Here is a 22,183-nt window from a genome sequence, read left to right as displayed (position 1 = left end):
TCGGACCCCCGCCCTAGACTTCTGTACGTGGTCAGCGCCGCCGTCTTCCTCCCCGCAGATCCGCCCCGCCGGGGACGGATAGCCCTGTGGTGCCCGGACAGTGGACCGCTCCCCGACGCCGACGGCGAGCTGGAGGTCGTACGACCGGACGGCGGCGACGTCCGCCGCGAGACGGTCCCCGCCCGGCTGCTCACCGTAGAAGATGCCCTGCCGCTGCTCACCGCCGCCCGCTCCGACCGCGCCGCCCACCCCGCCGCGGCCGCCTGGGGCGCCGCCGCCCTGCACGCCCTGCAGCTCGCCGCCCGCGGCCGCCTCCTCCCCGGCCTCACCGCCGACGGCACCGACGCCTGGCGCGCGGGCCCGCTGGACGCCGACGACCTCGTGCACGTACGGGCCGTCGCCGCCGCCCTGCCCTGGGAGGGCCGTGCGACACCCCTGCCGGGCGACGGACCACCCCTGCTGCCCGACCCCGAGGCCCTGATCCGCGCGTTCCTCGACGCCGTCGCCGACACCCTGCCCCGCACCCCCGGCGCCCCGCTGCTGGCCGGCGGGCCCTACGCCGCGGCCGAGGCGCACGCCCTGCCCCGGCTCGCCGACTGGGCCGCCGAGGTCGCCGCCGGCGCCGACGCGGGCGTCCGGATCGGCCTGCGGCTGCACATGGCCGCCGAGGAGCTGTACGAACCGGACGCCCGGCCCGTCACCCTCGTCGTCCAGGTGCACAGCCTCGCCGACCCCACCCTCCTCGCCGACGCCGCCGAGCTGTGGACAGGCGCCGCCGGCGACATCCTCGGCCCCCGCGCCCGCGTCGACACCGTGCTCGCGCTGCGCCGCGCCGCCCGCCTCTGGCCGCCCCTGGAGCGGCTGCTGGCCAAGCCCGTGCCGGACGCCATGCTGCTCGAGCCCGACGAGCTGCACGACCTCCTGGGCCCCGCCGCCCAGCGTCTGGCCGCCGCCGGCATCGCCGTGCACTGGCCGAAGACCCTGGTCCGCGGGCTGACGGCCACCGCGGTCGTCCGCCCCGCGCCCGGCTCCGCGTCCAACGAGGTCAGCTTCTTCGACGCCGCGAAGCTCCTCGAGTTCCGCTGGCAGGTCTCCCTCTCCGGGGTGCCGCTCACCGACGACGAGATGGACCGCCTCGCCGAGGCCAACCGGCCCATGGTGCGGCTGCGCGACCAGTGGGTCGTCGTCGACCCCGCCCTCGTACGCAAGGCCCGCCGGCGCAACCTCGGCCTCCTCGACCCCGTCGATGCCCTCGCCCTCGCGCTCACCGGCGAGACCGAGGCCGACGGCGAGCGGATCGCCGTACAGCCGCAGGGCACCCTCGCGGAGCTCCGCGATCGCCTCACCCGCCCGCCCGAGCCGCTGACCAGCGACCTGCCGCTGCGCGACTACCAGCTGCGCGGCCTCACCTGGCTCGACCGGATGACCTCCCTCGGCCTCGGCGGCTGCCTCGCCGACGACATGGGCCTGGGCAAGACCATCACCGTCATCGCCCTCCACGTCCACCGCGCCGCTCCCGCGCCCACCCTCGTCGTCTGCCCCGCGTCCCTCCTGGGCAACTGGCAGCGCGAGATCGAGCGGTTCGCCCCCGGCCTGCCCGTCCACCGCTATCACGGCCCCGGCCGCTCCCTCACCGACGCGACCGGCGGCTTTGTCCTCACCACGTACGGCACCATGCGCGCCAGCGCCCCCGAACTCGCCGCCCACGACTGGTCCCTGGTCGTCGCCGACGAGGCGCAGCACGTCAAGAACCCCTACGCGGCCGCCGCCAAGGCCCTGCGCACCATCCCCGCCCCCGCCAGGATCGCCCTCACCGGCACCCCCGTCGAGAACAACCTCTCCGAGCTCTGGGCCATCCTCGACTGGACCACCCCCGGCCTCCTCGGCGGACTGAAGAACTTCCGCGCCCGCCACGCCCGCCTCATCGAGAGCGAGGGCGACGAGGAGGCGCTGCGCCGGCTCTCGCGTCTCGTCGGCCCGTTCGTCCTGCGCCGCCGCAAGTCCGACCCCGGCATCGTCCCCGAGCTCCCGCCGAAGACCGAGACCGACCACCCCGTCGCCCTCGCCAGGGAACAGGCCGTGCTGTACGAGGCGGTCGTCCGCGAGGCCCTCGACGACATCGCCGAGTCGGAGGGCATGGCGCGCCGGGGCCTGGTGATGAAGCTGCTCGGGGCGCTCAAGCAGATCTGCAACCATCCCGCGCAGTTCCTGCGGGAGGACACCCATCAGCTCGCCGGCCGCTCCGGGAAGCTCGAGCTGCTCGACGAACTCCTCGAGACGATCCTCGCCGAGGACGGCTCCGTGCTGGTCTTCACCCAGTATGTGTCGATGGCCCGCCTCCTCGAACGGCACCTCACCGCCCGGGGCATCGCCTCCCAGCTGCTGCACGGCGGCACGCCCGTCGACCGCCGCCAGCAGCTCGTGGACCGCTTCCAGAACGGGGAGGTCCCCGTGTTCCTGCTGTCGCTGAAGGCCGCCGGTACGGGACTCAACCTCACCCGCGCCGGACACGTGATCCACTACGACCGCTGGTGGAACCCGGCCGTCGAGGAGCAGGCCACCGACCGCGCGTACCGGATCGGCCAGACCCAGCCCGTCCAGGTGCACCGGCTGATCACGGAGGGCACGGTGGAGGACCGCATCGACGAACTCCTGCACGCCAAACGGGCCCTGTCCGACGCCGTCCTCGGCCAGGCCGGCGAGTCGGCGCTCACCGAGCTCACCGACGGCGAGCTGGCGGAGCTCGTCGCGCTGCGGAGGACGGCGTGAGCGCCACGGGCCGGGCGGCCGGCGACCGGCGGCGGGACTTCCCGCCGTTCCTCTCGCGCAAGGGCAGCCGGGCCCCGTTCGCCGAATCGTGGTGGGGGCAGGCGTGGATCGACGCCCTGGAGGACACCTCGCTGGAGACGGGACGCCTCAGCCGCGGCCGTACGTACGCGCGCGGCGGGCACGTCCTGGACATCACCGTCACCCCCGGGCGGATCGCCGCGCCCGTCCAGGGCAGCCGGACCCGGCCGTACCGGGCGGAGGTACGGCTGCGGACGTTCACCGACGCGGAGTGGGACCGCTTCCTGGCCACGGCCGCCGGCCGCGCGGGCCATCTCGCGGCCCTGCTCGACCGGGACATGCCGCAGACCCTCGCCGAATCCGCCGCGACCGCGGGCGTACGGCTGCTGCCGGGCCCCGGCGACCTCGACCCGCACTGCTCCTGCCCCGACAACGGGCACCCGTGCAAGCACGCGGCGGCGCTGTGCTATCAGGCGGCGCGGCTGCTCGACGCCGATCCGTTCGTGCTGCTGCTGGTCCGGGGGCGCGGGGAGACGGAGCTCCTCGCCGACCTCGGCCGGCGCAACGCCCTCGCGGGCGCGCGGGAGGCGCGGGCGCCGGGCGGCGTCACGGGCACCCCCGCCCGGGAGGCCGTCCTCGCGGCATCGCGCCCGGCGGCCCTGCCCCCGCCGCTGCCCCTGCCCCCGGTGCCCGGCCAGGGCCCGGCGCTCCCCGGCGCCCCCTCCGCCGTGGACGCCCCCGCGCTGGAGATCCTCGCGGCGGACGCGGCGGCCCGGGCGCACGCGGGCCTCGCCCGGGGCCTGACCGACGCCCCGCTGACGCCGTGGGAGGACGCGATCCGGCTGGCGGCAGGCCTGCCCACCGCGGGCCTGACGGGCGCGGGCCGGGCCCTGCACACGCGCCTCGCGGCGGCCACCGGCCGCACGCCCACGGAGATCGCCCGCGCGGTGGCCGCCTGGCGCCAGGGCGGCCTCGAGGGCCTGCGCCTCCTGGACACCCCCTGGGACCCCCCGGCGGGCCCCTTCGACCGGGCCCGCCCGGCCTTCACTGCAGCGGACCTCCCACCCCTGCGCCCCCACCGCAACCACCTCACGGACGAGCCCCGGGGCCTCCAGCTCCGCTACGGCCACGACAGACGCTGGTACCCGTACACGGCGGACCCGGGCTCGGGCGACTTCTGGCCCGCGGGCCCCCCGGACCCGGACCCGGTGGGGGCGCTGACGGCGCTGCTGGCGTCGTCGGCGTAGCCCGGACCCCCGCGGAGCCGCTGCCCGATTCCCCCGAACTCCTTTATGCTGGCGAGCGGTTGATCACCGCACCGCCCTCACCACGGAGTTCAGGATGCCCACATCGGACGGCAACGGCGCCCGCCCCGAGATCGATGTCACCAAGCCGCATCCCGCGCGGGTGTACGACTGGATGCTGGGCGGCAAGGACAACTATCTGGTGGACGAGGAACTCGCCAGACAGATGCTCGCCTTCGACCCGAGCATCCCCCTGATGGCCCGGGCGAACCGGGCCTTCATGCACCGGTCCACCCGGTGGCTCGCCGAGCAGGGCGTACGGCAGTTCCTGGACATCGGCACCGGCATACCGACCGAGCCCAACCTCCACCAGATCGCCCAGTCCGTCGCCCCCGACGCGCGGATCGTCTACTGCGACAACGACCCCATCGTGCTGGCTCACGCCGACGCCCTGATGCGCGGGACGGCGGAGGGCGCCCTGGAGTTCGTACGGGCCGACGCGCGGGAGATCGACACCGTCTTCCACGAGGCCGCCAAGACCCTCGACTTCGACCGGCCGATGGCCGTCTCCCTGATCGCGCTGCTCCACTTCGTCACCGACGAGGGCGACGCCGACCATCTGGTGAACCGGGTCAAGGAGATCCTCTCCCCGGGCAGTTACCTGGTGCTGTCGCACGTCACCGCGGACTTCCACGCGGAGGAGGACGTCCGCCGGGCCAAGGAGGTCGCGAAGTCCCGGGGCTACAACGCGGCCCTGCGCACCCGCGACCGCATCGAGCGCTTCTTCGACGGCCTCGGCCTCGTCGACCCGGGCCTCGTCCTCGCCGAGGACTGGCACCCGGAACCCGACGGGACGAACGCCCACCGGGGGAACCTCAACAGCTCCACGTACGTGGGCGTCGCCCGCAGAGCCTGACGGTGCTCGGCCGCCGTCCTACATCGGCTCGGCGAAGGCGGCCCGCCACTGCGGGCGCGGGTCCGCCCCCGGGCTCGTCCAGTACTCCGTCGCGCGTATGACCCGTCCGTCACGGACGGTCCAGAACGACGCGGCGCGGAAGACACCGAGCTCGTCGTGCGGCACCTCGACCTCGGAGACGACCTCGTCGCCCTCCGCCACCACCTTGAGCACCCGGATCGACCAGCCCTGCGGATACTCGCGGTTCACCGCGACGAAGTTGTCCCGCCCGACGATGCGCTCCAGGCTCATCGGCCACTCGACCACGGCGTCCTCCGCGATCAGCTCGCCGACGCCCGCCCAGTCCCGTGCCTGAATCCGGTCCCACAGAGTTTCGATCACCTTCGAGGATTCCATCCGACGAGCCTCTCACGGGGGTCCGACAACCCCACGGCTCCGGACGGCGGTCAGCCGTTCTCCGCCCGCCGGGCCAGCGCCTCGTTCATCGCCCGGAACTGCGGGAGGGTCTGATCGTGCAGCATGCCCCCGACGAAGGGCACGGCCACGCCCGTGAAGCGTTCGCTCTGGGTCAGGCGGACGCGGTCCGGGCCGAGCGGCTCGATGACGAACCGGTGTTCCCCGTCCGCGATCCAGCCGGGGCCGACCTTCCCGAGCCAGCGCAGTTCGCGGCCGGGGGTGCGTCCGGCGCGTTGCCGGTCGAGGGTTCGGAGGTCGGCGGAGCAGTGGGGGCTGAAGTCCGGGGCATGGTGAGCCTCTCGATAGCAGGGAGTGTCAGGCCGACGCCCCGCGCAGGGCGCCAGTGACCAGACGGCCGACGTACGCGGCGTCCAGCGGGCGGCCCGTCACGAGCAGCCGGTAGTACAGTGCGCCCGCGAGCTGGTCGAACAGCACCTCCGGCTCGACGTCCGGACGCAGCTCGCCCTCGTCGCGGGCACGTTCCAGCAGGGCGAGCGCCACGGCGTTGCGGCGGTGGAACATCGCGTGGACGGCCGCACCGACGTCGGCGTGCCGGGCGGCGGCCGCCGCGACCTCGGCGACCAGGCCCGCCGAGGTGTCGCCGGACGTGGCGGGACGGCCGGCGAGCCGCATGCGGTTGAGGCCGGAGACGATCTCGTTCAGATAGCGCGTCAGGTCCGCGCGGACATCGCCCGTGTAGTGCACCGGCACCGCGTCCTGGAGTTGTGCGACGACCGCGACGATCAGATGGTCCTTGGTCGGCCAGCGCCGGTACAGCGTGGTCTTGGCGACGCCCGCCGACGCGGCGACCTCGTCGACCGAGAACCGGTCGTAACCGCGCTCCAGCAGCAAGGCCAGCGCCGCCTCGAGGATCCGCCCGTCCGCCTCCTCGCTGCGGGGCCGTCCGCGCCCTCGTTCCGCCGCCACCGGGACCTCCTGGATTTCGCTACGGTCGTTTCGTAAAGGAGCGTAGAGCGTGCGATTAATTACGCAACAGGAGTAGCGAAATACCGGAGAAAACCAGTGGCCCCGCCGCCCCGGAGGCGCCTACCGTGGAGGCAACGACGCAGCGGGGTAGCGCAGTTAGGCAGCGCGTGGGGCTCATAACCCCGAGGCCGCGGGTTCGAATCCCGCCCCCGCCACCAGAGGCTCCGGACCCACGGGTCCGGAGCCGTTTTCATGCCGTCGCCGGCACCGCCACCCGCGCCGGCCGGGTCTCCGGCAGATACAGGAAGCACGTCAGACTCAGCGCCGCGACCCCCGTCAGAAAAGCCCCCACCGCCCACGGGACGCCCGCCGGCGGGGTCAGGGCCGTGGCCGCCAGGGGAGTGAGCGCGCCGCCCAGGACGCCGGCGAGGTTGTACGAGACGGCCGCCGCCGTGCAGCGGATGCGGGGGGCGAAGAGTTCCGGGAGGTAGGACGCCGTGACCGCCAGCGTCGGGGTCAGGGCCAGGGACGCCACCAGGACCGCGGTGAACACCGCCGCCGGACGGGCGGACTCCAGCAGCCGCAGCATCGGGACGACCCACAGGGCCATCAGCGTGACGCCGCAGACGCACAGGGGGCGGCGCCCGAAGCGGTCGCCCAGCACTGCCGCCACGGGGCCCGCGGCCGACGAGAGGGTCGTCGCCGCCATGATCAGACCCAGGACCGGGGTGCGGCTCATCCCGCGCTCCGCCGTCACGTACGCCAGCGACCACGTCGTGACCGTGTAGAACATGGCGAACGACACCGACACCGCCCCTGCCGCCAGCAGCACCCGGCGCCAGTGCCGCCGCGCCACCTCCGCGACCGGCAGCCGGGACCGCTCCTCCAGCCCCATGAACTCCGGTGTCTCCGGCAGCGACCGCCGCAGCAGCAGCCCGAGCGCCGCCAGCAGCCCCGCCGCCCAGAACGGCACCCGCCACCCCCACGAGCGGAACTGCGCGTCCGTCAGCCCGGCGGACAGCGCCAGCGCCGTCCCGTTCGCCAGCAGAAAGCCGACGTGGGCGCCCAGCTGCGGGAAGCTCGTCCACAGCCCCCGGCGCCGGGCCGGCGCGTGCTCCGCCATCAGCAGCACCGCCCCGCCCCATTCGCCGCCCACGCCCAGGCCCTGCAGAAAGCGCAGCGACACCAGCAGCGCGGGAGCCGCCGCCCCGATCGAGGCGTACGTCGGCAGACAGCCCACCCCGACCGTCGCCAGCCCCGTGAGCAGCAGCGACGACAGGAGTACGGGACGGCGGCCGTACCGGTCACCCAGATGGCCGAAGAGCACCGAACCCAGCGGACGGGCCACGAATCCCGCGCCGAACGTGGCGAACGCGGCGAGGGTGCCGGCGACGGGGGAGAAGGAGGGGAAGAACAGCGGGCCGAGGACGAGCGCCGCCGCCGTGCCGTAGACGAGGAAGTCGTAGAACTCGACGGCCGTCCCGGCGAGCGAGGCCGCGGCCAGCCTGGTCAGCGAGGGGGCGTGCGTGGGGGCGTTCACGCCCCGCCCAACGACGGCCGGACGATCAGGACACCGTACGTAGGAAAAACACCACTTGTCCGGGTTGTTCGCCGGTGGTTGCGTTGACCTGGGAGGCGTCCGGCCGGCGGGCGCCGCAGGGCGCGGAGGCGCAGCCGTGGAGTTCATCCAGATCATTGACTACGAAACGACCCAGCCGGAGGCGGTGCAGGCCCTCGGCGAGCGGTTCCGCAAGGAGCAGGAGGGCGTCCCCGGCGGCCCGAGCCGCGTCATGTGGCTGCACGACCGGGACAACCCCGACCGCTATGTGACGCTCCTGGAGTTCCCGTCGTACGAGGAGGCGATGGCCAACAGCGGGCGGCCGGAAGTGCAGGAGTTCGCCGCCCGGATGACGGAACTGTGCAGCCGTGAGCCCGTCTTCTCCAACTGCGATCTGCGTGAACGGATGGAGCGGTAGGCGGGGGAGGGGGTGGCTCGAGGGGCGCCCCCCTCCCCGTAGGACTCAGTACGTGACCGAGATCCGCCGCGCCGGGCCGTCCACCCGGATCCGGCCGCCGTACGGCAGCGTGAGCTGCGGGTCGGTGTGCCCGAAGTCGACGTCGAAGACGGCCATGGTGCCGGGGGCGTACTCGGCCAGCGCCCGCAGTACTGCCTCGCGCTGCTCGGTGGCGTAACGCGCCCGCTCGGCGGGCTCGTTGCGGCGGTCGAACGCCCAGGTCTTCGGGCGGCCCCAGAGCAGCGCGGGGAAGCGCCGGAGGAGGCCGCGCTCGCCCATGTTGCGCAGGGTGCGGTAGATCTCCGTGCCGGGCGGCATCTCCTCGGAGGTCTCCAGGAACAGCACGCAGCCGTCGTACGCGGCGGGGTCCTCCTGGATCTCGCTGTCGGCCATCAGATGCCAGGCGAGGATCTCGACGCAGCCGCCCCAGCTCACGCCCTCCACGACGCGGTCGGGCCGGTGCCAGATCCAGCCGGTGCCGGGCTCCATCGGCGGGGGTGTCCGCCAGGTCTCCTCCGCCGCCCAGTCCTGGTCCACGGTCTTGAACTCGGGCGCGGGGCGCAGCTCGTACTCCCGCGGTCCGAAGAGCGCGGCGCGCACGGAGTCGGCGGAGAGCGGGCTGATGCCGTGGGGGCGGCCGAAGGTGGTCATGATCAGACCGCCGTGGTAGCCCACGATGCCCGTGTTCCACAGGTACAGCAGCAGGCTCGTGTTGTCGCTCATGCCGAAGAACGGCTTGGGGTTGGCGCGGATCACCTCGCAGTCCAGATACGGGAGCACGGTGATCTGGTCCTCGCCGCCGATGCTGGCGAAGACGGCCTTCACGGAGGGGTCGGCGAAGGCCGCGTTGACGTCCGCCGCTCGCTCGGCGGGCGTGGCGTGGGCGCGGGTCGTCGCGTACTCCACGGGCCGCAGCCCGAACTCCGCGACGAGCCGCCCCAGCCCCGTCTCGAACGGCCGCGGGAACACCGCCGGCCCGGCGAACGAGGGAGAGATCACGGCGACCTTGTCACCGGGCGCGGGCCTGGGCGGATACGCGGGAGTCGACATGCCGGGAGGCTAGGCGGAAGATCCCCCGGGGGTCCACCGAATTGGCCGCCGCGGGGAACCTCGAACCCGCGTGAGCGGCGGTGTCACCAGCCCCGCTCGTGCCACTCCCGCAGATGCGGGCGCTCCTCGCCCAGCGTCGTGTCGTGGCCGTGGCCCGGGTAGACCCAGGTCTCGTCCGGGAGCGGTTCGAAGATCCTGGACTCCACGTCCGCGATCAGCGACGCGAACCGCTCCGCGTCGCCCTGCGTGTTCCCCACGCCGCCCGGGAAGAGGCAGTCGCCGGTGAAGACGTGCGGGTGGCCGTGCGGGTCGTCGTAGACCAGGGCGATCGAGCCCGGGGTGTGGCCGACGAGGTGCCGGGCGGTGAGCTCGACGCGGCCGACGCGGATCACGTCGCCGTCGTCGACGGGGACGTCCGTGGGGACCGGGATGCCCCCGGTGTCCTCGCGGCCGGCGTAGGTCCGGGCGCCGGTCGCGGCGACGACCTCGGCGAGGGCCTGCCAGTGGTCGCCGTGCTGGTGGGTGGTGACGACGGACTGGATGCCGTCGTCGCCGACGAGGGCGAGCAGGGTGTGCGCCTCGTTCGCGGCGTCGATCAGCAGCTGCTCCCCGGTGTAGCGGCAGCGCAGCAGATAGGCGTTGTTGTTCATCGGGCCGACCGCGACCTTGGAGATCATCAGCGCTTCGAGTTCGTGCACCTGGGCGGGGCCGCCGACGGTCACCTTGCCTGTGTACTGCTTCTCGGACATGTCATCAGTCTCTCAGAGGTGGGGGACGAAGCGATCACAGCGGGGGCAGTACGGGCAGGTCCGCGCCGTCCGCCGTCACACCGCCGCCCGCCGTGCGGCCGGCCAGCCAGCCCATCAGCGCGGGCGCCTCGCCGGTGACCCGCAGCGGTTCCCCCTCGTCGCGGCCGGTGCGCCAGGTGCGGCCGTCGGCGGCGGTGAGGGCGAGGGCGGGGACGGTGTCGTTGCCGCTGAAGCGCCGGGTCAGGAAATCGATCTCCTGGCCGAGGAACTCCATCGGTACCTGCTCCAGGGTGTAGCCGGTGTCCAGGTCGACGTGGTGCAGCTCGGTCTCCTGCAGCCGCCGGAAGGGGATGCGGGCCCGGACGTCCGTGACGCCGTTGCGGAGCTCGCAGCGGCCCGCCCAGCCGTCGGGGGTGAGGGAGCCGAAGGTGACGTCCAGCTTCCCGGCGGTCTCCCGCAGGTCGGCGAGCTGCGCGGTGAGGGGGCGGGGGGCGCCGGCCTCGATGTCGGCGTCGCGGGCCTCGGCGCTCGGGTACATGGGGAGGCCGGTGAGGACGTTGACCAGGGCGTCGGCGTTACGGGCCAGGTGGGTCAGGACATGGCCCCGGGTCCAGCCGGGGAGGCGGCTGGGGGCGGCGAGGGCGGCGTCGTCGAGGCGGGCCGCGGCGGTCACCAGCCGGTCGGTCGAATCTCGAAGAAGTGCGAGGTCGCGGGCGATATCGGGGATCACTGGTGGCCTCCGGGAACGCTGCTGTTCCGTCGCCCGGTCGCGCTGTCGGGTGCGGTTGCGCTACCTCCGCATTCGCTCCGGGGCGACGCATTGTCAGACCCGAAGGCTAGCGTGTCGAGGGCAGGAGAACTGTGCCGGGGCACCGGCGGGATTCTCCAGCAAATCGAATACACGTGCTATAAGCTCCCGTCCGGGGAACCTCGTACATCAATTTGGTCCTCCCCCATACGCTTGAGGTCGGGGCGCCCGCAGTCCGCTGCCCGCGACCCGTCCTCCCACACACTCCGTGTGGCCCGACCAGAAAGGTGCCGACCGGCGTGGCCGACCGTCTCATCGTCCGTGGCGCTCGCGAGCACAACCTGAGGAACGTCTCGCTCGACCTGCCCCGTGACTCGCTCATCGTCTTCACCGGCCTCTCCGGTTCGGGCAAGTCGTCCCTCGCGTTCGACACGATCTTCGCCGAGGGCCAGCGCCGCTACGTGGAGTCGCTCTCCAGTTACGCCCGGCAGTTCCTCGGCCAGATGGACAAGCCCGACGTCGACTTCATCGAGGGCCTGTCCCCGGCGGTCTCCATCGACCAGAAGTCCACCTCGCGCAACCCGCGCTCCACGGTGGGCACCATCACCGAGGTCTACGACTACCTCCGGCTGCTGTTCGCCCGCATCGGCAAGCCGCACTGCCCCGAGTGCCGGCGCCCCATCTCCCGCCAGTCGCCGCAGGCGATCGTCGACCGGGTGCTGGAGCTGCCCGAGGGCAGCCGGTTCCAGGTGCTGTCGCCGCTGGTGCGCGAGCGCAAGGGCGAGTTCGTCGACCTCTTCGCCGACCTGCAGACCAAGGGCTACAGCCGGGCCCGGGTCGACGGCGCGACGATCCAGCTCAGCGAGCCGCCGAAGCTGAAGAAGCAGGAGAAGCACACCATCGAGGTGGTCGTCGACCGCCTCACCGTCAAGGACTCCGCCAAGCGCCGGCTGACCGACTCCGTGGAGACGGCCCTCGGGCTCTCCGGCGGCATGGTCATCCTCGACTTCGTCGACCTCGCCGAGGACGACCCGGAGCGGGAGCGGATGTTCTCCGAGCATCTGTACTGCCCGTACGACGACCTGTCCTTCGAGGAGCTGGAGCCGCGCTCCTTCTCCTTCAACTCGCCGTTCGGCGCCTGCCCCGACTGCACCGGTATCGGTACGCGGATGGAGGTCGACCCCGAGCTGATCATCCCCGACCCGGACAAGTCGCTGGACGAGGGCGCCATCCACCCGTGGTCGCACGGCCACACCAAGGAGTACTTCGGCCGGATCGTCGGCGCCCTCGCCGAGGAGCTGAGCTTCCGTACGGACGTGCCGTGGGCCGGGCTGCCGCAGCGCGCGCAGAAGGCGCTGCTCCATGGCCACCGCACGAAGATCGAGGTGCGCTACCGCAACCGGTACGGCCGGGAGCGCTCGTACACCACGGCCTTCGAGGGCGTGGTGCCCTTCGTCAAGCGCCGGCACAGCGAGGCGGAGTCCGACGCGGGCCGGGAGCGGTTCGAGGGCTATATGCGCGAGGTGCCCTGTCCGACCTGCGAGGGGACCCGGCTCAAGCCCGTCGTCCTCGCGGTGACGGTGCAGGACCGGTCGATCGCCGAGATCGCGGCGATGTCGATCAGTGACTGCGCCGACTTCCTCGGCGCCATGCGCCTGAGCGCCCGCGAGAAGACCATCGCCGAGCGGGTGCTGAAGGAGGTCAACGAGCGGCTGCGGTTCCTGGTCGACGTCGGCCTGGACTATCTCTCGCTGAACCGCGCGGCCGGCACCCTCTCCGGCGGCGAGGCCCAGCGCATCCGGCTCGCCACCCAGATCGGCTCCGGGCTGGTCGGCGTGCTGTACGTGCTGGACGAGCCGTCCATCGGCCTGCACCAGCGGGACAACCACCGGCTGATCGAGACCCTGGTCCGGCTGCGCGACCTCGGCAACACGCTGATCGTGGTGGAGCACGACGAGGACACCATCAAGACCTCCGACTGGGTCGTCGACATCGGCCCCGGCGCCGGCGAGCACGGCGGCAAGGTGGTGCACAGCGGTCCGCTGAAGGAGCTGCTGGCCAACGAGGAGTCGATGACCGGGCAGTACCTGTCCGGCCGCAGGCAGATCGACACCCCGGACGTACGGCGGCCCCTCGACCCCGGGCGCCATCTGACGGTGCGCGGGGCGCGGGAGAACAACCTCCAGGACATCGACGTCTCCTTCCCGCTCGGCGTGCTGACGGCCGTCACGGGCGTCTCAGGATCGGGCAAGTCGACGCTGGTCAACGACATCCTGTACACCCACCTGGCGCGCGAGCTGAACGGCGCGCGCAGCGTCCCCGGCCGGCACACCCGCGTCGACGGCGACGATCTGGTGGACAAGGTGGTGCACGTCGACCAGTCGCCGATCGGCCGCACCCCGAGGTCCAACCCGGCCACGTACACGGGGGTCTTCGACCACGTCCGCAAGCTGTTCGCGGAGACGACGGAGGCGAAGGTCCGCGGGTATCTGCAGGGGCGGTTCTCGTTCAACGTGAAGGGCGGCCGGTGCGAGAACTGCTCCGGTGACGGCACGATCAAGATCGAGATGAACTTCCTGCCGGACGTCTACGTCCCGTGCGAGGTCTGCCACGGCGCCCGGTACAACCGGGAGACCCTCGAGGTCCACTACAAGGGCAAGAACATCGCCGAGGTGCTGGACATGCCGATCGAGGAGGCCCTCGGCTTCTTCGAGGCGGTCCCGACGATCGCCCGGCATCTGCGGACGCTCACCGAGGTGGGCCTCGGCTACGTCCGGCTCGGGCAGCCCGCGCCGACGCTGTCCGGCGGTGAGGCCCAGCGCGTCAAGCTGGCCAGCGAGCTGCAGAAGCGGTCGACCGGCCGGACGGTGTACGTCCTGGACGAGCCGACGACGGGCCTGCACTTCGAGGACATCCGCAAGCTGATCCACGTGCTCGAGGGCCTGGTCGACAAGGGCAACACGGTCATCGTCATCGAGCACAACCTGGACGTCATCAAGACGGCGGACTGGGTCGTGGACCTCGGCCCGGAGGGCGGCAGCGGCGGCGGTCTGGTGGTCGCCGAGGGCACCCCGGAGCAGGTCGCCGCCGTACCGGCCTCGCACACCGGCAAGTTCCTGCGGGAGCTGCTGGGGGAGCGGGTGTCGGACGCGGCGCCGGTGACCGCGCGGAAGGCCCCCGCCAAGAAGGCGGCGGCCAGGAAGACGGCCGCGAAGAAGACCGTGGCGAAGAAGACCGTGGCCCGCAAGCGCGGCGCCTGAGCCGGCCGGCGCCCCGCGCGGGGCGCCGGCCGCCCGCGGGTCAGCCGACCCGCGCCGACTCGTACGGGTCCATGCTCCCGATGTGCTGCTGCGACTCGACCAGCCCCTCGTCGCTGGGCTTCTCGTTCCGCTCGAAGACCCGTGCGTGCTGCCGCGCCCGGATGTCGTGATGCGCCTCGGCGGGGATGTCGAAGCCGTACGCCGCCTGCGCCTCGCGGGGCGTCATCGTGACCGGGTTCTTCGCCGGGATTCCCAGCAGCGCCGGGCCGATCACCGGGGCGGCTGCCGGGGTCAGCAGATACAGCATCTGGAACTGCAGATTGAGCGAGCGGGCCGTCACGGCGTGGAACAGCTTGTTCAGCACCCGCGCCACCGCGTCCATGACCGGCCCCTGGCGCAGGTTGAACATCTGCCGCACGTACTTCGGGTACGTCGAGATCACACCCTTGCTCAGCACCCACCGCACCGGCGCCATGGCCGTCCGGCGGACCCGGCCCAGCGTCGGCGGGAGGGCCACGCCGAGCGGGAGGATGAAGTCCACCATGTCCTGGCAGGCCTCCGACGCCGCCAGATGCGGACGCCATTCCGCGAAGTACGCGGCCACCTCGGCCCGGGTGCGCGGCACCGCCTCCGGATCGATGGTCTGCAGTTCCGCGGACCGCGCGCACTCCGCCCAGTACCGCTCCTCCTCGTGCGCCGGGAGCCTGCCCGGGCCGAACTTCTCGTAGCAGTAGAGGATCGAGTGCCACGCCGTCATATGGATCCACAGCTGCGAGCTCGGCCGGTTGGCGTCATACGTGCTGCCGGTCACCGGGTCGTCGCCGATCGCCTTGGAGTGCACCTTGACCAGCACGTCCGCCGCCCGGGCCGTGGGCTCGGTGGCGCCGACGACCATCATCGCGAAGTAGCGGATCGTCCGGCTGTAGCGGGTGTGCGGACGGTACTTGACCCCGCCGGACTGGACCACGGCGGCCGTCAGATTGGGGTCGAGGTGCTCGATCGTCACCGAGCGGACGAAGCCGAGGATGAGCGATGTCGGATACGTCCACACCTTCCAGGTCACCGAGTCCGGGCCGAAGAAGCCGTAGTCCTCGGCGGGCTCGAAGTGCTCGGTCCACTGTTTGCGGGTCTTGAACGCGACCATCGGCCGTCCTCACTCTCCTCGGATCCGGTGCACCCCCGGCTTCGAAATTTACAGCACTGTAGCTTTGCTTGGGAAGTACTCTGTTACGCGATGACCGGCCGCCCTCCCGCCCCCGCGCCCAAACGCCGCTACGCGCCCCGGCTCGCCCCCGAGCAGCGCCGCGAACATCTGCTGGACTGCGCCCTGCGCATCGTCGTGCGCGACGGGTACGACCGGATCTCCGTCGGCGCGATCGCCAAGGAGGCGGGCGTCACCCGGCCCGTGGTCTACAGCGTGTTCGACGACCTCGACGCCCTGATGGACGCGCTGCTCCGGCGCACCCGCGACCGTGGCCTCGAGCAGGCGCTGCGGGTGCTGGCCGAGGCCGGCGGCCCGGAGGACCTCGGGGCCTGGCTGACGGCCGCCTTCAGCCGCCTCATCGACCAGGTGCGCGAGGACCCGTACGTCTGGCGCCCCATCCTCGGCCTCACCCACGGCGCCCCGGTCGCCGTCCACCAGCAGCTCGAGCAGACCCGTGCCGTCGTCCGCCGCCATATCGCCGCGGGCCTGCGCCAGGCCCTGGACCTGCGCGGCGGGCCCGACCTGGACGCCGAGGTGCTGTCGCACCTGGTCCTGGTCACGGCGGAGGAGTTCGGCCGGCTCGCCCTGGACGACTCCGCCCGCTTCGACAAGGAGCGCCTCGTCGCGGCCCTGCGCGGGCTGCTGGCGCTCGCCCGGCGCTGAGGGTTCAGGACGGGGCGCCGAGGTCTCGCGCCAGTTTCTCGGCGTCGTCGCGGGTGAAGCTGCCGCTGATCTCCACCTCGCCGCCGGTGATGGCCGCGGTGACCACGGGGGCGCTGATGAGTGTGTCGCCCAGGATGATGGCGATCTGGTTCTTCGGGGACTCGCGCCCGGCGGCCTTCCCGGTGAGGGTCGCGAAGTGCCGGGCGTCGGTCTTCTCGAACGACATCTGGACCATCCAGTCCGTGCCCTGCTCGTTCTGCGCGGCCCGTACGTCCTTCAGCTGGGTGACGCTCATCCGGTCCTCGGCCCGCGTGGAGATGGCGTAACACGTCTCCGGGTTCTTGGAGTCGAAGGTGGGCGGCGGCAGTTTGTTGGCACACTTGCCGGCCGCGTTCTGCTCCACCAGGACCAGGCGCAGGTCCTGCCGTACGGGATCGGGCGCACCACCGCCGCCACCGTCGTACGTGATCGCGTAGACGGCGCCGATCGTGACGAGCAGCCCCCCGGCGACCAGCGAGGCGACCAGCCGGAAGCCCGATGCCCGCGCCGGCCGCTCCGCCGGCGCGGGCATCGGGCGGGTGCCGGGACCGGCGCCGTAGGCCGGATGAGCGCCGTAGGCGGGCGGCGTGCGCTCGGTGACGCCCTCGGGGTCGATGCGGCGCCTGGCGGCCTCGGCCTCCGCGATCCGGCGCCCGCGGTGCCGGACGATCGCCGTCGACCAGCTCTCCGGCAGCCAGCCGGCGGCGCCGTGCGCGTCCGGGCGGGCGGCGAGGGCGGGGCCGACCCGGGCCAGCAGGTCCTCCGGCGTGGGGCGTTCGGCGGGGGAGGCGGCGAGGCAGGGGCGGATCAGGGCGTCGGCCGCGGCGGGCAGCCCGGTCAGGTCGAGGTCGCACTCCGCGGCCCGTACCAGCTGTTCGACCGCCGTGCCCGTCCCCATGTCCCGGTACGGACTGCGCCCCGCGACCAGGTAGAAGAGCGTGGCCCCCAGCGAGAACACGTCCGTCGCGGTGGTCGTCGCCTCGCCCCGTACCTGCTCGGGCGCGGCGAACGCGATCGTGCCCAGCACCGCCCCGGTCCGGGTGAGGTCGCCGGCCTGCGAGATCCCGAAGTCGATCAGCCGGGGGCCGTCCTCGGGCAGCAGCACGTTCGACGGCTTGATGTCACGGTGGACCAGCCCCGCCTCGTGCAGGCTGACCAGCGCCTCGGCCATCCCGGCGGCGACCCACTGCATCGGCCCGGCCGGTAACGGGCCGTGGGCGGCGACGAGTTCGCGCAGCGAGGGGGCCGGGATGTACTCGGTGGCCATCCACGGGACCGGCGCCTCGGCGTCCGCGTCCACCACGCCCGCGGTGTACAGCCCCCGCACCCGGCGCGCCACGGCCACCTCGCGGGCGAAGCGGCGCCGGTCCACCTCCGTGCCCTCGTCGGACGTGCCCAGCAGCGTCTTCACGGCGACCGTCCGCCCGCCGGGGGACCGCGCCAGATACACCCGCCCCATCCCGCCGCTGGCCAGCTCGTCCAGCACCGTGTACGGACCGATCAGCTCCCCGGGCCGTACGGCCCCCGTCCCCGTCCACTCCGCCCGCACGGGCGCCTCCCCTGCCGCTCGACCGCGCCTCCCGCGGGCCCCCGAAGCGTACCGAGGGGGTGGACGCCCGGGGAAAACTTCCCCACGAGTTTCCCGACGCCCCCTGGTGTAGACCACTTTCTCCTGGAACGCTGTGGCCCCGCGTGCGGCAAACACGCCGAACCACCGTGTGCAGAGGAGAAGTTGTGTTGGGAACGAACCGGCGCGGGAGATTCCACGGCAGCAGAACCGCACTGATGGCCACGGCGGCCGCCCTCGCGTTCGCCACGACGCCCGCGCTCGCCGACGGCGTACCGCAGGATCCCGTCACCCCGACGGCGATCGCCGACAACGACGGGATGGATCTGGGCTCCACGTCCCGGCCGATCGCGCCGGGGGTGGAGCTCACGTCGTTCGACCGGCTGGAGTCCGACAAGTGGCTGCGGGCGGACGCCCTCAGCGTCGACCTCGGCGGCTCCGCCCGCGTCGACTACCTCGCGGACGACGTGTCCGGGCGCAAGACGGTCGCCGACCTCGTGAAGACGCACGACGCGGGGGAGGGGCGGCGGACCGTCGCCGCGATCAACGCCGACTTCTTCGACATCAACGAGACCGGCGCCCCCCTCGGCCCCGGCATAGCCGGCGGACAGGTCACCCACTCGCCCTCGGCCGGCGCCGAGGAGGCCGTCGGCATCGACGCGGACAGCGCCGGACGGCTGCTGAAGCTGTACTTCGAGGGCACCGTCACCCTCCCCGACGGACCGCACGAGCTGGCCTCCTTCAACGCGGCCAACGTCCCCGGCGGCGGCATCGGCATGTACACCGCCCACTGGGGCACCGCCGACCGCGCGCTGACCGTCGACGGCGCGGCCCGTACCACCGAAGTGACCGTGCGCGGCGGCGTGGTGACCGCCGTCGCCACCGCGCCCGGCACCGGCGCCATCCCCGAGGACACCACCGTCCTGCTCGGCCGTGACGCGGGCGCCGACGTCCTCGCGCGGCTGACGCCCGGTGATGCCGTACGAACCGAGTACCGCCCCGTCACCGACGGCGGCGACGTGCCCCGCACCGTCGTCGGCGGCCGCGGCGTCCTGGTGCTCGACGGCGTGGCGCAGAACTGGGAGGGCAGGCCGAACAACCCGGCCGCCGCCCGTACCGCCGTCGGCTTCTCGCAAGACGGCCGCACCATGCACGTGCTGACCGTCGACGGCCGCTCCGGCGACACCGGCGGCGTCACACTGACCGAGCTGGCGCTGATGATGAAGCAGCTCGGCGCCTACAGCGCCCTCAACCTCGACGGCGGCGGCTCCTCCACCCTCGTCGCCCGCGAACCCGGCTCCGACACCCCGCAGCTGGAGAACACCCCCTCCGACGGCTTCGAGCGCGTCGTCCCCAACGGCCTGGCGATCACCGCCCCCGACGGCACCGGCGACCTCACCGGCTTCTGGGTCGAGACGGCCGCCGACCCGGCCAAGGCCCCCTCCGCCGACCAGGTCCCCGGCGGCCACCCCGAGCGGGTCTTCCCCGGCCTGCACCGCGCGCTGACGGCGGCCGGCTACGACGAGACGTACGGCCCCGCCGACGGCACCCCCGCCTACTGGACCTCCAGCGAGCCGCGCTCCGGGACGGTCGGCGCCGACGGCGTGTTCACCGCCCGCGAGCACGGCGGCCCCACACAGCTCACCGCCCACCGCGGCACCGCGAAGGGCGCGACCACGCTGACGGTCCTGGACCGTCTCGCCCGCATCCGCCCGACCAACGACCGCGTAGGCCTCAAGGACGCGGCGGACCGCACCGGCTTCGGCTTCACCGGCTTCGACGCCTCCGGCCACAGCGCCCCCATCGACCCCGCCGACGTCGACCTCTCCTACGACGCGAGCCTCATCACCGTCACCCCGGACCCGGCGGCCGGCGGCTTCACCGTCCGCGCCGCCACCCCCGACGCCCTGGCGACCCGGGTCACGGCCACCGTGCAGGGCCACAGCACCGTCCTCGCGGTGACGGCGGGGCTGTACGAGCAGGACGTCGCCACGTTCGACGACGCCGCGCAGTGGACGTACACCACAGCCCGCGCCACCGGCGCGATCGCCCCGACGGCGGACGCGCACGAGGGGACGGGGCTGAGGATGACGTACGACTTCACCCAGTCCACCGCGACCCGCGCCATCTACGCCCTGCCGCCCGCCCAGATCGCCGTCCCCGGGCAGCCGAAGAGCTTCGGGCTGTGGGTGAAGAGCGACGGCAAGGGCGCCTGGCCGTCGCTGCAGCTCACCGACGGCGCGGGCGTCACCCAGATCCTGCGGGCGCCGTACCTCACCGAACCCGGCTGGCAGCAGCTGACGTTCGAGGTGCCGCAGGGCATCACGTACCCGCTGAAGGTCGTGCGCTTCTACATCGCCGAGACGGTGCCCGCGCACCAGTACGCGAGCGAGATCGTCATCGACGGGCTGACGGCGCAGACGCCGCCCGCCGTCGACCTGCCGCCCGCTCCCGCCGTCGCCGACCCGCTGATCGGCACCGGGACGGACGTACAGGGCCGGGACTGGCGGTTCGCGGTGATGTCCGACGCGCAGTTCGTGGCCCGTGACCCCGACAGCGACATCGTGCGGGCCGCACGGCGGACGCTGCGGGAGATCAAGGCGCAGCACCCGGACTTCGTGGTCGTCAACGGCGATCTGGTGGACGAGGGTTCGCCCGCCGACCTGGATCTCGCGCACCGGGTGCTCGACGAGGAGCTGGGCGGCGAGCTGCCCTGGTACTACGTGCCGGGCAACCACGAGGTGATGGGCGGCACGATCGAGAACTTCGTGTCCGAATTCGGGCCCGCCCAGCGCACGTTCGACCACAAGGGCACCCGGTTCATCACCCTCGACACCTCGCGGCTCACCGTCCGCGGCGGCGGCTGGGCGCAGCTGAAGGAGCTCCGCGCGCAGCTCGACGCCGCCGCGGCCGACCCGGCGGTCCGCTCGGTGACGGTCATCGAACACGTGCCGCCGCGCGACCCCACCCCGCAGAAGGGCAGCCAGCTGAACGACCGCAAGGAAGCGGCCCTGATGGAGGACTGGCTCGGCGACTTCCGCCGTACGACCGGCAAGGGCGTCCTCTTCGTGGGCTCGCACGTCGGTACGTTCCACGCCGAGCACGTCGACGGCGTCCCGTACTTCATCAACGGCAACTCGGGCAAGAACCCGGCGACCCCGCCCGCCGAGGGCGGCTTCAGCGGCTGGTCGCTCATCGGGGTCGACGCCGTCAGCCCCGGGGAGCAGAACGCGGCGCGGCTGAAGCCGTGGACCGGCGGCCCCGACTGGGTGACCGTGCAGACCCGCCCGCACGTCGACGGCCTCACGCTGAACGCGCCGGCGGAGCTGGGGGCCGGCGAGGAGGCGGCCGTGACGGCGTCCGTGACGCAGTCGATCGGCGCGACGACCCGGCAGGTGCCGGTGGCGTGGCCGGTCAGCGGTGACTGGACGGGGACGCCGAACCTCTGGATAGGCGCGCCGTCGCACGCCCCGGACGGCGCGGTGGCGGCGTACGACCCGGCGACGGGCGTCCTCACCGGCCTGCGTCCGGGGACGGGCACGCTGACGGTGACGGTGAACGGGGTGCCGCAGGCGTCGCCGGTGACAGTGAGCTAGAGCTCGCCCGCGTACGGCGGCTCCGCCCCCGCCCGCGTGCACGTCAGTGCCGCGGCGCGGGCGGCGTAGGTCAGGCCCTCGTGCCAGGCCGCCGCGTCCAGGGCCGCCACCGCCGGACGGGACAGGGCGCCGCGCTGCTCCAGCCAGTGGAGCAGCGCGGCGTTCACCGTGTCACCGGCGCCGATGGTGTCCACCACCCGCACCGCCGGCGCCGCCACCGTGCAGCGCAGCGCCCCCTCCCCGGCCGGCCGGCCGCCGCGCGCCAGCACGGACAGCCCCTCGGCGCCGTGCGTCATGACGACCGCCGCCGGCCCCGCCGCCAGCCAGCCCTCCGCCGCCCGCGGCACGTCCTGCCCGTCCGCCAGCCACGCGGCGTCGGCCTCCGACAGCTTCAGCAGCGGCACGTCCGCCAGCCACGACCGGAACCGCGCCCGGTACGCGGCCGGGGACGCGATGAGCGCCGGCCGGATGTTCGGGTCGAGCAGCGTGAACACCCGGTGGTGGGCGGCCCACCGCAGCAGCGCCTCGTACGCCGTCGCGCCCGGCTCCAGCACCAGCGAACACGTCCCCAGACAGAGCGCCTTCGCGGCGTCCGGCATCACCGCCGGCTCCTCGAACAGCCGGTCGGCGGTGCCCTCGACGTAGAACCCGTACTCCGCGGACCCGTCCGCCCCCACCGTCGCCACCGCGAGGGTCGTCGGCTCGGGCCCGCGCTGGACGAGAGACAGGTTCACGCCGTCCGCCCGCAGCCCCGCCAGCAGCGCCTCCCCGAAGGCGTCCGTGGACACCCGGGAGCAGAAGGACGTCGCGGTGCCCAGCCGGGCCAGCGCGAGCGCCGTGTTGTACGGGCCGCCGCCGCGCAGCGGCCGCAGCGGCGCCAGGGGACCGGGCGCACCGCCCGGATCCGCCGGTACCAGGTCGATCAGGGCCTCGCCGCCGACAACGATCACCCCACCAGTATC

Annotated in this window: 16 protein-coding genes and 1 tRNA gene; 8 read left to right on the top strand and 9 right to left on the bottom strand. The window is 73.2% G+C overall.

Translation table 11 applies throughout. The annotated features are described in order from the left end of the window. Window positions 1-27 precede the first annotated feature (27 nt). From SRB5_RS12810 to SRB5_RS12800, 3 genes are all read left to right on the top strand, one after another. Window positions 28-2,769, top strand: a complete 2,742-nt coding sequence (locus tag SRB5_RS12810) for a DEAD/DEAH box helicase (protein WP_323377827.1) — start codon at window positions 28-30, stop codon at window positions 2,767-2,769. Continuing rightward, complete coding sequence (locus SRB5_RS12805; RefSeq protein ID WP_323377826.1) at window positions 2,766-4,034, top strand: SWIM zinc finger family protein; 1,269 nt, start codon at window positions 2,766-2,768, stop codon at window positions 4,032-4,034. Before SRB5_RS12810 ends, SRB5_RS12805 begins: the two co-directional genes overlap by 4 nt. Window positions 4,035-4,128: 94 nt before the next feature. Then, a complete protein-coding gene (locus tag SRB5_RS12800; protein WP_153451940.1) occupies window positions 4,129-4,947 on the top strand; it encodes an SAM-dependent methyltransferase in 819 nt (272 codons plus the stop codon). An 18-nt stretch (window positions 4,948-4,965) separates the two neighbouring features. Here the strand turns inward: SRB5_RS12800 and SRB5_RS12795 are convergent, their stop codons facing one another. Together SRB5_RS12795 and SRB5_RS12790 are read right to left on the bottom strand one after the other, a co-directional pair. Continuing rightward, entirely contained in the window at window positions 4,966-5,343 is a 378-nt protein-coding gene (locus SRB5_RS12795) for a nuclear transport factor 2 family protein (RefSeq protein ID WP_153451938.1), read from the bottom strand. Window positions 5,344-5,718: 375 nt separating this feature from the next. Continuing rightward, entirely contained in the window at window positions 5,719-6,330 is a 612-nt protein-coding gene (locus tag SRB5_RS12790) for a TetR/AcrR family transcriptional regulator (RefSeq protein WP_153451936.1), read from the bottom strand. Between the two features lie 141 nt (window positions 6,331-6,471). Here SRB5_RS12790 and SRB5_RS12785 point away from each other — a divergent pair. Beyond that, window positions 6,472-6,548, top strand: a tRNA-Met gene (locus SRB5_RS12785). Between the two features lie 32 nt (window positions 6,549-6,580). Here SRB5_RS12785 and SRB5_RS12780 read toward each other — a convergent pair. Beyond that, the gene (locus SRB5_RS12780; RefSeq protein ID WP_153452042.1) at window positions 6,581-7,843 is read right to left on the bottom strand and encodes an MFS transporter; all 1,263 of its coding nucleotides are present in this window, start codon (window positions 7,841-7,843) and stop codon (window positions 6,581-6,583) included. 163 nt (window positions 7,844-8,006) lie between these two features. On the opposite strand from SRB5_RS12780, the gene SRB5_RS12775 reads away from it, so the two are divergent. After that, on the top strand, window positions 8,007-8,306 hold the full coding sequence (locus SRB5_RS12775; protein WP_228389994.1) for a hypothetical protein: 300 nt from the start codon (window positions 8,007-8,009) through the stop codon (window positions 8,304-8,306). 45 nt (window positions 8,307-8,351) lie between these two features. Here SRB5_RS12775 and SRB5_RS12770 read toward each other — a convergent pair whose 3' ends face one another. The 3 genes from SRB5_RS12770 to SRB5_RS12760 form a co-directional block, all read right to left on the bottom strand. Further along, on the bottom strand, window positions 8,352-9,395 hold the full coding sequence (locus SRB5_RS12770) for a S66 family peptidase (RefSeq protein WP_153451935.1): 1,044 nt from the start codon (window positions 9,393-9,395) through the stop codon (window positions 8,352-8,354). A gap of 83 nt (window positions 9,396-9,478) precedes the next feature. Next, the gene (locus SRB5_RS12765) at window positions 9,479-10,144 is read right to left on the bottom strand and encodes an MBL fold metallo-hydrolase (RefSeq protein ID WP_153451933.1); all 666 of its coding nucleotides are present in this window, start codon (window positions 10,142-10,144) and stop codon (window positions 9,479-9,481) included. Between the two features lie 34 nt (window positions 10,145-10,178). Beyond that, a complete protein-coding gene (locus SRB5_RS12760; protein WP_323377845.1) occupies window positions 10,179-10,871 on the bottom strand; it encodes a maleylpyruvate isomerase family mycothiol-dependent enzyme in 693 nt (230 codons plus the stop codon). 320 nt (window positions 10,872-11,191) lie between these two features. Here SRB5_RS12760 and uvrA point away from each other — a divergent pair, with 320 nt between their 5' ends. Next, window positions 11,192-14,152, top strand: coding sequence for an excinuclease ABC subunit UvrA (uvrA, locus tag SRB5_RS12755; RefSeq protein WP_323377825.1), 2,961 nt, complete (start codon window positions 11,192-11,194; stop codon window positions 14,150-14,152). 40 nt (window positions 14,153-14,192) lie between these two features. Here the strand turns inward: uvrA and SRB5_RS12750 are convergent, their stop codons facing one another. After that, entirely contained in the window at window positions 14,193-15,296 is a 1,104-nt protein-coding gene (locus SRB5_RS12750; RefSeq protein WP_153451932.1) for an oxygenase MpaB family protein, read from the bottom strand. Between the two features lie 90 nt (window positions 15,297-15,386). On the opposite strand from SRB5_RS12750, the gene SRB5_RS12745 reads away from it, so the two are divergent. Further along, window positions 15,387-16,019, top strand: a complete 633-nt coding sequence (locus tag SRB5_RS12745; RefSeq protein WP_153451930.1) for a TetR/AcrR family transcriptional regulator — start codon at window positions 15,387-15,389, stop codon at window positions 16,017-16,019. A 4-nt stretch (window positions 16,020-16,023) separates the two neighbouring features. Here SRB5_RS12745 and SRB5_RS12740 read toward each other — a convergent pair whose 3' ends face one another. Then, entirely contained in the window at window positions 16,024-17,607 is a 1,584-nt protein-coding gene (locus SRB5_RS12740; RefSeq protein WP_323377823.1) for a serine/threonine-protein kinase, read from the bottom strand. Between the two features lie 236 nt (window positions 17,608-17,843). Here SRB5_RS12740 and SRB5_RS12735 point away from each other — a divergent pair, with 236 nt between their 5' ends. Beyond that, window positions 17,844-21,221 (top strand): phosphodiester glycosidase family protein, encoded by a 3,378-nt coding sequence (locus tag SRB5_RS12735; RefSeq protein ID WP_153451928.1) that lies wholly within the window; start codon window positions 17,844-17,846, stop codon window positions 21,219-21,221. On the opposite strand, the gene SRB5_RS12730 is transcribed toward SRB5_RS12735, so the two are convergent. Then, the gene (locus tag SRB5_RS12730; RefSeq protein ID WP_323377822.1) at window positions 21,218-22,171 is read right to left on the bottom strand and encodes a carbohydrate kinase family protein; all 954 of its coding nucleotides are present in this window, start codon (window positions 22,169-22,171) and stop codon (window positions 21,218-21,220) included. The genes SRB5_RS12735 and SRB5_RS12730 overlap by 4 nt on opposite strands. Window positions 22,172-22,183 lie beyond the last annotated feature (12 nt).

It is taken from the genome of Streptomyces smaragdinus, assembly GCF_009604385.1.
Taxonomy (GTDB): domain Bacteria; phylum Actinomycetota; class Actinomycetes; order Streptomycetales; family Streptomycetaceae; genus Streptomyces; species Streptomyces smaragdinus.
This window is presented reverse-complemented; position numbering and strand designations above follow the sequence as displayed.